We start from the raw sequence: 12,774 nt of genomic DNA on the forward strand, positions 1-12,774 counted from the left end.
CGCTTTAATACAACGTATGACAGCCATTGAACTCAGTTTCTACACCAATCGGGAGTGATCATGATCAATGCCTATGCGGCCGACAGTGCCGGTGCCGAACTCAAACCTTTCAGCTACGACCCGGGTGCGCTGAAATCGGACCAGGTGGAAATCGCGGTCGAGTACTGCGGCCTTTGTCATAGCGACCTGAGCGTGGTGAACGACGAGTGGGGCATGACTGCTTTTCCGGTGGTGCCCGGGCATGAGGTGGTGGGCAAGATTGCCGCAGTGGGCGCGGGTGTTACCCACCTGAAAAAAGGCCAGCGCGTGGGGCTGGGCTGGCACGCCGGCTTCTGTGGCCACTGCGGCGAGTGCGATACCGGCAACCAGAATCTGTGTGCCGAAGCCCAGCCCACCATCATCGGTCACCACGGCGGCTTTGCCGATACGGTGCGCGCTAGCGCCGAGAGCGTGGTGCCCATTCCGGACGGGTTGGACCCGAAGGTGGTCGGCCCACTGTTCTGCGCGGGCATCACCGTCTACAACCCGCTGGTACAGTTCGACATCAAACCCAACAGCCGTGTGGCGGTGATCGGTATCGGCGGCCTTGGCCACCTGGCGCTGCAATTCCTGAACGCCTGGGGCTGCGAGGTGACCGCTTTTACCTCCAGCGACAGCAAGCGGGAAGAAGCGCTGGCATTGGGTGCCCATCACACCCTCAACAGCCGCGACCCGGAAGCGCTTGCGGCCGCGGCCGGTCAGTTCGACCTGATTATTTCCACGGTCAACGTAAAACTGGACTGGAACACCTACCTCACCACCCTCAAACCCCGCGGACGCTTGCATTTTGTCGGCGCCACCACCGAGCCGCTGGACCTCAACGTATTTAATCTGCTGCTGTCCCAGCGCCAGGTCTCCGGTTCCCCGGTGGGCAGCCCGGCAACCATTGCCGATATGCTTGAGTTCGCTGCCCGGCACAAGATTGCGCCGAAAGTGGAGCACTTCCCCATGAGCAAAATCAACGAGGCGTTTGCGCGTCTGGAAAGTGGCGAGGCGCGTTACCGAATCGTGCTGGAAGCGGGTAAATAGGCGGGGATAAAAAAGGCCGGCAAAAGCCGGCCAAATCAAGGTGGGGATCTTTGTATTACGACACCTCAATACAAAGAGGGAGTGATGCGCTGCCCTCAGGGTGCCGCTTCTGCCTGCAAGGTCACTCCGGAATAAGCACTGTAGCCTCGGATGCTGATATACCAGGTACCTGCCTGCGGGTTGCTGATGCTGCAGCTCTCGTCGTTGCCCCAGCGATAGGGACGGCAGTTGTAGCTGCTGGTGGTGGGCTGGGAGCCGTATCGCACATACAGGTCACCATCGCCACTGCCGCCACTCATCAGTACTTCCAGCGAACCCATGCCGCTGTTTACATCCAGGGTAAAGTGCTGCCAGCTACCGCTTGCGCCGGACAGGTTTGATTCGGTCCAGCCGGTAGCGCCGCCACCGCTGCTGCCCTCGTCGAAACTGCCCACCAGGCTCACGCCGGAGAAGCTACTGTAGGCGCGCACCATCACATAGTAGGTGCCGGCCTGCACATTGCTGATGGAACAGGTTTCGCTGTTGCCATTCAGGTAGGGGCGGCAATCGTAAGTGGAGGTGGTCGGCTGGCTGCCGAAACGCACATACAGGTCGGCATCACCGCTGCCGCCGGAGATCTGGAAGCTCAGGTTGGACGCACCGGCAGGTACTTCCAGGGTGTACTGCAGTTCCTGACCGCTGGACGCAGCAAGGCCAGTCTTGGCGACGCCGTTGCTCAGCGCACCATCACCCGGGGTGGGATCACCACCGCCGCCGCCGTTGGCCGCATTCACCGCCGCAGTCGCGTCAACAATACCGGTACCGCACTGGCTACAGCTGCCGGGGAAGCTGCGCGCAGTGTTTTTCAGGATGGTTTCAACTTCCGTGGGGGTAATGCCACTGTCTACCGCGTACAGCAGGGCTGCGGCGCCGGCCACGTGCGGGGCCGCCATACTGGTGCCCTGGTAGAAGGCGTAGTTGTCACTGCCCGGACCCTGGGTGCCGCTGTTGAGGGTGGAAAGTACGCCGTTGGAGTTGGTGGACGTCTCACCGCCCGGTGCCGCCACATCCACCACACTGCCGTAGTTGGAGTAGTAGGCGCGGCTACCGGCGCGGTTGGTGGAGGCCACGGAAATTACGCCGTTACAGCTTGCCGGGCTGTAGTTGGCGGCGTTGGCATTGGAGTTACCTGCGGCGACCACCACCGTGGTGCCGAGGCTGCGCGCGGTGTTGATCGCATTTTGCGTGGTGGTATCGCAGGCACCGCCACCGCCAAGGCTCAGGTTCAGCACCTGGGCCGGGTTGGCGTTGGCAGGCACACCACTGACGTTGCCGCCAGCACCCCAGATGATGCCGTCGGCAATATCCGAGGTGTAGCCACCGCAGCGGCCCAGCACGCGGATCGGCACGATTTTGGATTTGTAGGCAACGCCGGCCACGCCGGTGCCGTTATTGGTGACGGCGGCGATGGTGCCTGCCACATGGGTGCCGTGCCAGCTGCTGTTGCGCGCCGGCTGTCCGGAACCACAGGCACCGGCTGGAGACCAATCGCCCGGGTCGCTGGCGTCGCTGTCGCGGCCATTACCATCCTGCGCCACGTCGGTGTCGGAGATCATGTCGTAGCCAGGCAGCAGGTTGGCATTCAGATCGGCGTGCGGACGATAGCCAGTGTCAATTACACCGACCACAACGCCTTCACCCTGGGTGATATCCCAGGCACTTGGCAGGTTCAGGCCACCGGTGGCCTCAAAGTAATGCCACTGCTGGTTGTAGTTGGCATCGTTGGGGGTGGCCATGGGCTGCATCAGGCGGTCGGGCTCCGCATATTCCACCTGCGGGTCCTGTTGCAGGCGCGCGATGATGGCATTCAATTCTGCCTTGCTCGCGCGCTTCTCCAGTTTCATCAACTGGGCGCCAGTGGCGAGACGACGCATGTGCTTGAAGCGATGGCCGGCAGTCTGGGCAACCCGATCCATGGCGGTCTGCGACATGGACATGGCATTGGCGCCGGGCAGCGTGTTTTTGTATTTGACGATAATGCGGTCGGTGATCACTTCATCGGCCGCCACGGACATAGCCGATAATTCCGGTTCCACCGCCTGGGCGGAAAAGCTGACACCGAAGGTGGCTGTGAACATGAGAGTGGCCGCGCCGAGCACAGCGCCGGGCCCTGGTCTAAGTAATGCTGATAATTTCATTGTTGCGAATTTCTCCATAATTATTTTTATCGACGGAGCTGGATAGAGCCGCCGCTAAATACCGCGGAAATCCTGAGCGGTAACCCGCGACAACCACCGCAATTGTGTTGCGGATTAATATCGCCGGGTCTGGGTTTAACGAGGAGAATGATTGCGGCCACAATCGTATAACAGGACAACTCTTTGGAATTCGCGCCAAATTTAGTGTGTACTTGGTACGCTTGTGAACCATTAGATGATGCGTGAGAACGAGGTCACATCCACTGGCATCAATTTTATTTTCAGACGAACGTTTAGCAGTTTTGATCGATGGCTGTGGGTGACCGGCGCAGTGACCGGACAAAACCGGCTCACTTAGTACAAGCGGGGCGCTGACCCCGCCGATTGAAACGAAGGGCGAGACTGTCGAAAGCGAGTGACGTCGATTGAGTGGGTGTCGGGATTTACCTATTGCCCGGCAATTGGTTTTTCGCCTCGATCCAGCGACTCATAAACTCTTCCGCGCGGTGCTCGGTGCGTCGCAAAATGCGGCCCCAGATATTGCGATTGCGATGGGCGTCGAGATCGGCCGCGACCGAATCGACGCGCGCGATAAAAGCACGGGCATGGGGCGCATGGGAAAAGTTGGTGACCAGTGCGCGGGTACCCGCATCCCGCACTGTCTGCCAGCGTTCCCGGTTCTGGTAAATGTCTGCGGCAATCTTGGCAAACAGATCCGGTTCTTCCGTCAGCGGGTAACCCCAGGCATCGTCGGCTGCCATCGACTCGGCACCGATCGGGGTAGTGATGGTCGGAGTGCCGGCAAGCCAGCCATCGAGAATTTTACCTTTCTGCCCTGCGCCGAAGCGCAGTGGTGCCAGGTTCAGCCGGTAGCGCGCGAGCGTGGCCAGTGCATCGTCGGTGCGGCCGATGATGCGCAGGCCGGCTTTGGGAGCGTGGAAACGCTGCATGGCGTGGTCCGCATAGGCGCCGTACACATGGCACTCCACGCCGGGCAGTAACGCGCGTAACTGCGGCCACACCGTCTCCGCAAACCAGCTCACCGCATCCCGATTGGGTGCGTGCTTGAAACCGCCGATCATTGCCACATGTTCGCGTTCCGCAAAACCGGGCAGCGTATCCGGCTGCGGTATTTCCCGCACCAGAAACGGAAGGTAATGCAGTTGCCAGTCGGGCAGGCCAAAGTGGGTTTTCAACAAGTCCATCTCGACCCGGGAAATCATGATGGTGAGATCGCAGCGCGCCATGGCGGCAATCTCGCGCTCGGCAACCGGATGAAAAAGATTAAGTGGCTGGCCTGTTTTCAGCGCCAGGTGGCGGGCCTCGCGCAGGCTGTGAAAATCGCTCGTATCCAGCAGCGTTACCGCGCGCGGGCACTGCGCCCGCACCCGCCAGCCGAACTGCTCCTCCATCATAAAGCGATCGTAAATTACCAGCGTGGGATCGAGTGCGCGCACCCAGTCATCGAAGCTGGAGTCATTCACCTCAATCTGGTGTTCGCTGTAACCGGTGTGCGCTTGAAAGGGTGTGGGCTGCGCCGGGCTGGCAATCTCAATGATGTAACCCGCATCGCTGAGCAGGTCGAGAATATCCAGAGTGCGCCGACCGGCGGCGGTGGAGGCGGGCTCGGGCCACTGCTTGGCAATCAGCAGGGCGCGGTTTGAAACGGTAGTGGGAAGCATCTGCAGGATTATGCCAGTTAAAGCAGGTGTCAGCGGTCTGGAATAACGATACCCAGACCGGCCAGATAAAGCGCGACCTAGTTGACGATTACGGTCTGGAGCGAAGGATTAGTCGTCCCTCAGGCGCAGCAGCATTTGTACTAGCATATCGGCATGTCGGTCGACGCGTGCTTCTTCGCAAGGATCGATATTGAACAGGCGGCGGCATTCCGGTGCAAAAGAGAAAATGGTCGAAGAGGCGCTGACCATGATGTAGTACCAGTGAATAAACGCGTCCCTGTCCAGTTGCAGCGAGTCACCCACCAGCCGCTGCATCTTCTCGCAGGCAGGAGCAATGTACAGCTCAATCAAGTGCTGGATCCGCCAAGTATCCTGAGTGGCCTCCTGGGCCATCAGCCGGCTCAGCTCCGGGTGGCGCGCGTGATAGCCCACATAAAAACGCACAATAAACGCGAGGTGCTCGCTTTCCGACACTTCGCGCAGTAACCCCAAACGCTGCTCAAACTCATCGTGCATTCCGTTGAACACGGTCGCCACTACCGATTTCCAGAAAGACTCCTTATCTCCAAAGTGATACGCCAGCAGCCCGCGTTTGATCTTGGCGGCATTCTCAATGTCGCGTAGAGATACTGCATCAAAACCGCGCTCGGAAAACATCAGTTGTCCGGCATCCAGAAGCTTGGCTTTGGTGGTCTCGGCCCTCTCCTGTACGCGCCGTGTCCGCCCACTAGACGGAGTGGCTGTTGCCGATGACATAGGAACCTCGCGTGATTACACCATTCCAACCGGGAACGAGTTGAACAAAAAATAACCAGAAGATGGTCTGCCGTGGTAATTTTAACATGAGGGATAGCGTGCGATCGCAGAAATTTCAGCCATTTATTTGTTGACCAGACAAATGAATAGGGATAAATTTGTCAGCGTGCAAGTTTACTTGCGATAGCGATAGATGTTAGTGCTAATAGCGGGACAGCCCAGCCGGCATGGCGCCGATCAGCAGGCAACCGCACTTACAACGATAAAAAGGCCTGGAGGTCTACCAGCATGAAGTCCAAATTCCACAAGCGATTCCCTGCTCACAGGCTGTGCGCAGCGGTTGCCGCACTGGCGGCGGCAGTTCCCGCCATGGCTGACTCGACTCTGGAAGAAGTCGTGGTTACCGCCAACAAGCGCGAGTCTGGCCTGATGGAGACCGCTGCGGCCGTCTCCGCATTCAATAGTGAGGCCCGCGATGCAATCGGCATCGACGACTCCGCCGATCTGGCTGCCCGAGCGCCCTCCCTGACCATTGCGCCCAGCCGGATCAGTATCCGCGGTATTGGCCGCCCGAATACGGCGCTCGGTTCGGACCCTGGTGTTGGCCTGTACTGGGATGGGGTTTATAACACCGAAACCGATGTGTTAAATATGTCCAACTTCTTGGACATTGAGCGGGTCGAGGTGCTTCGCGGCCCTCAGGGCACACTCTATGGCCGGAACTCCATCGGTGGCGCCATCAATTTTGTCAGCAAGCAGCCAGACAGTGAAAAATGGGGCACCACCGTGGTTGCGGAGCTCGGCAACTACGGCCAGAGCACCGCGCAGGTATTGACCAGCGGCCCGGTCACCGAAAAGCTGTCTATCCTCGCCGCCCTGTCCGATATCCGCCGCGACGGTTTCCAGGAGAACGTCTACAACGGCGATGACTACGACAACCGCGAAAACCAGTATGCAACCGTCAGCCTGAAGCACGACACCACCGACAGCTGGTCCAACACCCTGAAAGTGATGCGCTCCCAGTCGGACACTAACCCGTCCAATGGCTACACGCTGGAGCCTTTCTCCACCGGCTATGTGCAGGAAGTCCGCGACGCCTATGTGGGTGCTACCGTGCTGAACTTCCCGGGCATGTTCCCCGGCCAGAACTTCGCCAACATGCACCAGGGCATGACTGCCGAAAACCCTGGCGTCACCAACCCGAACCAAGTGTCCATCGACTTTGCCCCGACCCAGAGCAGCGAGCGCGATGCGGTGTTCTTTACCAGCGAGCTTGATCGTGAAGGTTTCACCGTCAAGTACACCGCGGGCCACTCCAAGTTCGATTTCAGTCGTGCCCTGGATGCCGACCTAACTGCGGCAGAAAATTCCGGCCTGGACTGGAACAACCTGTACCTGACCACCCCGGATTTCGGCCCCTTGCCGATGTCCCTGATCACCGGCATCGGCGCTACGCCCTCTGACCTGATTTTCGGGTTTGAGCAAGAGTCGGAATTCACTTCCCACGAGCTGCAGGTGAGCACTGACCTGGAAGGGCCGATTAACTTTATCGGTGGTCTCTACTACTACAACAGCGATGAAGCCCAGGACATCTACTATCAAGAGCGCAATGCGGAACTGATGGCGGTATACGCGACTCTAGGCAGCTTCATTGGCCAGGGCGTAAATCCGGAAGGCTACCTGTACAAAGCCGATGCCGAACTGGAAACCACCTCGACCGCGGTATACGGCCAGATGGACTGGAGCGCGACCGATGACCTGGTGGTAACCCTGGGCCTGCGCTACTCCGAGGACGAAAAGACCGGCCGCGACAACACATTCGCCCAGTACGTTGGCGACCCCGCAGACCCGGTCGTGGCCCACACCGGCAGCGACACCTGGGACCAGCCAACCTGGAAGCTGGGGCTCGACTACACCCTGAATGAAGACCACTTTCTGTATGGCTTTGTGGCGACCGGCTACCGTTCCGGTGGTTTCAACCTGCTGCAGCCCACCGCCAACCCCGAGATCGATATGGTCGAGCCAGAGACTCTCACCTCCACCGAGTTCGGCTACCGTGGCAGCTTCGCGAACAACCGCATCAACCTCAGCGCCTCCGTGTATCACTATGCCTACGAGGATATGCAGGTACTCAAGCAGACCGTGGTCAACGGGGTTAGCCTTGCGAGCTACGAGAACGCGGCAGAGTCCACCGCAACTGGCTTCGAGACAGAGTTCCAGGCCCTGCTGACCGACAACCTCTTGCTCAGCGGTACATACTCTTACAACGACACCCGCTTTGATGAATTCAGCTCCGCTGACTTCAATGCCTGTGCCCTCGGCCCCCAGGCGCAGGGTCTCGTGTTCGACCCGCTTTGCACCCAAGAGCAGGACCTGACGGCCAATCGCTTCCCCTTGAGCCCTGAGCAAAAGGCATCCGCCAACCTGACTTACAGCTGGGAAGCCATGAGCCTCGCATGGAGCGCCACCGGTAGCTATCTGTACACCAGCGACCAGTACATGACCGCCTTCAATCGTGGCGACTATGACCTGCTGGATTCCAGTGACCGCATCGACCTGCGGCTGAATGTGGCTTCGCTGGATGACACCTGGGAAGTGACAGGCTTCATCAAGAACCTGAGTGACGATCGCCATGTGACATACCGCGAGCGCCCGAGCACGGTGACACAGACTGCGGTGTCAACGTTGAGCGATCCTCGCCTGATCGGATTACGAATGAAATACAACTTCTAACCCGAACCGCGGGGGCGCAACTGCACCCCCGGCAATTTGCCACAGCTGCACGGGCCGTGCAGCTAGCCCCTTCCCAAACGCCAGAGGTATCCATGCGAGATCTTCCAGCCAGCCAGCCGTTCGCGATGCCTGCGCACTTCGGCCCCCGAGGCAGCGATGCGCGCGCTAGCGGATGGTACCGTGATGTCACCATGATGGTCGTGTCGTATGTTACCGACCGGGACAAACTGGCCAGCTACCTGCCCGAACCATTCACGGTTGATGAAGAGCCTTTGATTACTGTGGTCTACGCCAGTAACAAACAAGTCGACTGGCTCGCAGGACACGGCTACAACCTCATCGGCGTGCATGCCGATGCCCGTTTTGCCGGCGAGCGTGAGCAGCTGCGCGGTACCTATACGCTGGCCATGTGGGAAAACCTGACCGACCCAATATTGACGGGACGCGAGTTGCAGGGTATCCCGAAAATTTACGCCGATATTCCAGAGCACACAGTCACCGATGGACTCTGGCGCGCCGAAGCCAGACATTTCGACAACCCGATTGTCGACATGCAAATTGACAGCCTCCGTCCACCCACGGCTGAGGAAATTGCGGCATCGACTGCAGCACAACAGGGGCGCGACAACCCCATGGCCTGGCGCTACATGCCCGCGATCGGCGGCTTTGGCTCCAGCATCAGTGAAGCCACCACTTTTCCGTCCGAAACCCACTATCACGAAGTTCACGTGGGTAATGGAAAGCTGGCATGGCAACAGCTCACCTGGGACCAGAACCCCACCCAGTTTCATATCGTCAATGCGATACAGGCCCTGCCCGTGATCGAATATCGCCCGGCACTGGTTGCGCGCTGTAGTGTCAACTTGCTGGTGCCGGACCGATTGCCCCGCGCCATCCGCTAGACCACGCCGCGACGTCACAGGTAAGAAGTAGTGAACCAGAAAAGCATAAAAAAAATCTGCTATATCGGCGCGGGCACCATGGGTAGCTACAATGCCTTGATTGCCGCCCTGGCCGGCTACGAGGTAACGCTGTACGACCGCGACTCCCGTGCAATCGCTGACGTCCCAGTGCGCCAGAAAGAAATTGCCGCAATGCTGGTCGCCAGTGGCAAAGTAACTCGGTCTGCCATCGATCACTGCTGGGAGCGGGTGGCTACCTCCGATGATCTAGCGGCGGCCCTCAGTGGTGTGGACCTGATCAGTGAGTCAGTTACAGAGACCCTTGAGGTAAAGCGCGCGGTCCTGCAGCAAGTCGAGGCGCACATGTGCCCGGGCACCCTGCTCACCACAAATACCTCAGCATTGTTGCCGTCCGAGATCGATACAGGACTAAAGAGCGGCGAAACCTTTGCTGCGCTGCATTCCTATCTGGGCGCGCCGTTGATCGATATTGTCCCGGGCCCTAGAGCCCAGCGCCACGTTGCACAGGTGCTAGAAAATTATGTGCGCAGCCTCGGATGCGTGCCCATGGTGCTGCACAAGGAATACCCCGGCTACCTACTCAACTCTCTGTTGGGACCACTACTCACCACAGCCGTGCTACTGGTGACCCGTTCTCGAGCGAGTATCGAACAGGTCGATCGGGCGTGGATGCGTAATATGGGCGCCCCCATGGGCCCCTTCGGAATGATGGATTTCTTTGGCCTGAACGTGGTGCTGGATAGCTGGAACCGCCCTGCTCAAACCCTCGAGCGCGCGCAATTCAAAGCAGAGATCACTGCATATTTGCAGTCGTTTGTTGAGTCCGGCTACATCGGCATGAAATCTGGCCGTGGCTTTTATACATACCCCGCCCCGAGCTATGTCTCAGAACATTTTATCCGGCAAGAGCGTAGTAAAGAGGAAATATTTACCGCGCTGATGGCTAATGTCGTGCAGGCCGGTCTACTAATTGTCGCTGATGGCGCTGCTACCGCCACAGAAGTTGACCTTGCGTGGCGGGTTGGCACGGGTTTGGAAACCGCGCCACTTGAGTTGGTCAACACCAGTGGGAGCTTTGCCTTGCGAGACACGGTACTCTCGGCCCACAGTGATCTGTCGCTGCTCAATGACGCGCAACGGCAACAAGCGCACGCCGCTCTGGCTGCCGCTGTACCGGCCTGATGGAGGTAATGATGAATCAGGAACTCTGCGGAAAAATCGCGCTAGTCACCGGTGCCTCGCGTGGCGTGGGAGCGGAAGCGGCGCGTCAGCTCGCCCGATCGGGTGCTACCGTCATACTCGCGGCCCGCAGCCGAGCACAGGGTGAGGCGGTCGCGCAGGCCATCAGCGAAGAAGGTGGCGAGGCACGCTTTGTGAGCCTTGATGTGACGTCACCGGAAAGTTGGCGCACCCTGCTTGAACACATTGAGGCCCACTTCGGGGCACTACATATTCTGATCAATAATGCCGGGGTACATATTGCCCGCGCGCTGGAAAATTGCTCGGAGACCGATTTCTATCAACAGGTAGAAACCAACCTCAAGGGAGTTTTCCTTGGCTGCCAGGCCACCCTTCCGCTGTTGCGACACAGTGCCAGTCAGTGCGGCGATGCCGCGATCGTCAACGTATCTTCTATCGCCGGATTGGTCGGGGTCGCTAATCAAACCCTCTACAACATGACCAAGGGCGGCCTTCAGCTCTTCAGTAAATCACTGGCTCTGGAACTTGCCCCCAGCGGGGTGCGGGTGAACTGTGTCAATCCGGGCATGATCGAAAACGACATGGGCGATGCCCTGGTCAAACAGTTGGTCAGCGAACAGATGTTTGCCGATGTCGATAGCGCCAGTCGCTATCTGCACCGACAAATCCCACTGCGACGTTTTGCCCGCAGCGCAGAAGTCGCGCGAGCCATTGTGCATCTGGCCAGCCCATCCTCCTGCTATATGACCGGTACCGAAATGGTTCTGGATGGCGGACTCACTGCAGGTTAATAACTATGCAAAATGCTTTAACAAGTTCGACCAAAAATGCTTACGGTATGGGGCAGTTTGCCTGGGCCGCAAAAGACTCGTGCTTCCACTACTTTTTATTTTTCTATTACACGCAAATACTCGGGATGTCGCCCAGTATTGCCGGTCTCGCGGCGATGCTTTCCATTATTGCGGATGCGATTTCTGATCCGATAGTGGGATATCTATCGGATAAGTCTAAATCTCGACGTTGGGGGCGACGCCATCCATTTATGGCAGTATCGATGCTGCCCGTATCCCTGTCCTTGTTCGCAATTTTTAATCCTCCCGCGGGGCTCGCTGATGGTGGCCTGTTTGCGTGGTACATATGCACAGCCATCCTCGTGCGTACGGCACTGACTTTTTTCGTCGTGCCGCATATGGCGATGGCGGCGGAACTCAGCGACGACTATCACGAGCGCACCAATATTGTTTTGCATCGCACCTTTTGGGGATATGCAGGAGGTATCAGCCTGCAGATACTTGCGTGGTTTATTCTCATCCCTATCGCTACGCGTGAGGGTGACTTAGCCAGTGGCTACCAAAATGTTGGGTTGGCAGCGGCAATATTGTCCCTTGTGGGTATGGCGATCGCCGTGTGGGGCACACGTTCACGTATACCATATTTAAAACAGGCAACCGTCGAGCAGCAGGACCGCGCATGGCATTGCGCGTTCACAGACATCCTCAAATTTTTCCGGGTGCCTTCTGCTCGAATACTTTTTCTGGGTAGTCTCATTTTGGTTTGTAGCATGGGCACCGCCAATACAATGCTCCTGCACGTGAATACGTTCTTCTATGGATTCAGCAGCGTGCAGACAGGGGCCTTTATGCTGTGTGTCTTTGTGGCATTGATTCCTGCCACGATTCTTACCATAAAGGTTACCGCACAGGTGGGTAAGCGCCGCAGCTTGATGCTATTCCTGGTGGCCGCGGCACTGGTCGGCCCAATTCCGGTGCTCGCCCGTATTTATGACCTGGCGCCTGCTAGTGGCACCTCTGGCTTACTGGTTTTTGTTTGTTTATTTGTTGTGGTTCACCAAACCTTTTTTATTGGTGCAATGAGCATCACGGCCTCCATGGCTGCAGATGTTACCGACGATATTGAGATCGAATCTGGTTTGCGTCAGGAGGGGTCGCTGAATTCTGCACTGATGCTGATTCAAAAAGTGACATTTGGCGTAGGAACACTGTGTGCCGGATTTATTCTTGATTTTGCGGGCTTTACCGATTCGATTTCGCCTACTGACGTTACTGCCGATATGCTGGCCCGGTTGGGTTTGGCATACGGGCCCGGTATTTCGCTAATTATGCTTGCCAGTGTCTATATATTTTCATTCTACCGTTCCCGTCGCGAGCAGGAAGCGTCCAGCGGCTTGGATAGAGACGCGGTTGCCGCCGGTTGATTTCGCTGCGCAAAAACAGG

9 protein-coding genes are annotated in these 12,774 nt (G+C 58.1%); 6 read left to right on the forward strand and 3 right to left on the reverse strand.

Going from position 1 to position 12,774, the window contains the following annotated elements; all coding sequences use genetic code 11:
• The first annotated feature begins 60 nt into the window (after positions 1–60).
• Positions 61–1,068: an NADPH-dependent aldehyde reductase Ahr gene (gene ahr / locus JF535_RS02160; protein WP_242523554.1), complete on the forward strand. Its 1,008-nt coding sequence runs from the start codon at positions 61–63 to the stop codon at positions 1,066–1,068.
• Between the two features lie 95 nt (positions 1,069–1,163).
• On the opposite strand, the gene JF535_RS02165 is transcribed toward ahr, so the two are convergent.
• The 3 genes from JF535_RS02165 to JF535_RS02175 all read right to left on the reverse strand — a co-directional run bounded on the left by JF535_RS02165 (position 1,164) and on the right by JF535_RS02175 (position 5,683).
• Positions 1,164–3,185 (reverse strand): S8 family peptidase, encoded by a 2,022-nt coding sequence (locus JF535_RS02165; protein ID WP_206998485.1) that lies wholly within the window; start codon positions 3,183–3,185, stop codon positions 1,164–1,166.
• Positions 3,186–3,688: 503 nt separating this feature from the next.
• Positions 3,689–4,927 (reverse strand): glycosyltransferase, encoded by a 1,239-nt coding sequence (locus tag JF535_RS02170; protein WP_206998487.1) that lies wholly within the window; start codon positions 4,925–4,927, stop codon positions 3,689–3,691.
• 108 nt (positions 4,928–5,035) lie between these two features.
• Positions 5,036–5,683 carry a TetR/AcrR family transcriptional regulator gene (locus tag JF535_RS02175; RefSeq protein ID WP_206998489.1) on the reverse strand — a complete coding sequence of 216 codons (648 nt, stop codon included), beginning with the start codon at positions 5,681–5,683 and terminating at the stop codon, positions 5,036–5,038.
• A gap of 288 nt (positions 5,684–5,971) precedes the next feature.
• Here JF535_RS02175 and JF535_RS02180 point away from each other — a divergent pair, with 288 nt between their 5' ends.
• From JF535_RS02180 to JF535_RS02200, 5 genes are all read left to right on the forward strand, one after another.
• Positions 5,972–8,416, forward strand: a complete 2,445-nt coding sequence (locus JF535_RS02180) for a TonB-dependent receptor (protein ID WP_206998491.1) — start codon at positions 5,972–5,974, stop codon at positions 8,414–8,416.
• Positions 8,417–8,508: 92 nt separating this feature from the next.
• Positions 8,509–9,318: an acetoacetate decarboxylase family protein gene (locus JF535_RS02185; RefSeq protein WP_242523555.1), complete on the forward strand. Its 810-nt coding sequence runs from the start codon at positions 8,509–8,511 to the stop codon at positions 9,316–9,318.
• 30 nt (positions 9,319–9,348) lie between these two features.
• Positions 9,349–10,521, forward strand: a complete 1,173-nt coding sequence (locus tag JF535_RS16915) for a 3-hydroxyacyl-CoA dehydrogenase NAD-binding domain-containing protein (protein WP_206998494.1) — start codon at positions 9,349–9,351, stop codon at positions 10,519–10,521.
• Between the two features lie 11 nt (positions 10,522–10,532).
• Complete coding sequence (locus tag JF535_RS02195) at positions 10,533–11,330, forward strand: SDR family NAD(P)-dependent oxidoreductase (RefSeq protein ID WP_206998496.1); 798 nt, start codon at positions 10,533–10,535, stop codon at positions 11,328–11,330.
• Positions 11,331–11,335: 5 nt separating this feature from the next.
• Complete coding sequence (locus JF535_RS02200; RefSeq protein WP_206998498.1) at positions 11,336–12,754, forward strand: MFS transporter; 1,419 nt, start codon at positions 11,336–11,338, stop codon at positions 12,752–12,754.
• Positions 12,755–12,774: the final 20 nt, after the last annotated feature.

The sequence above is a fragment of the Microbulbifer salipaludis genome, assembly GCF_017303155.1.
GTDB lineage: Bacteria > Pseudomonadota > Gammaproteobacteria > Pseudomonadales > Cellvibrionaceae > Microbulbifer > Microbulbifer salipaludis.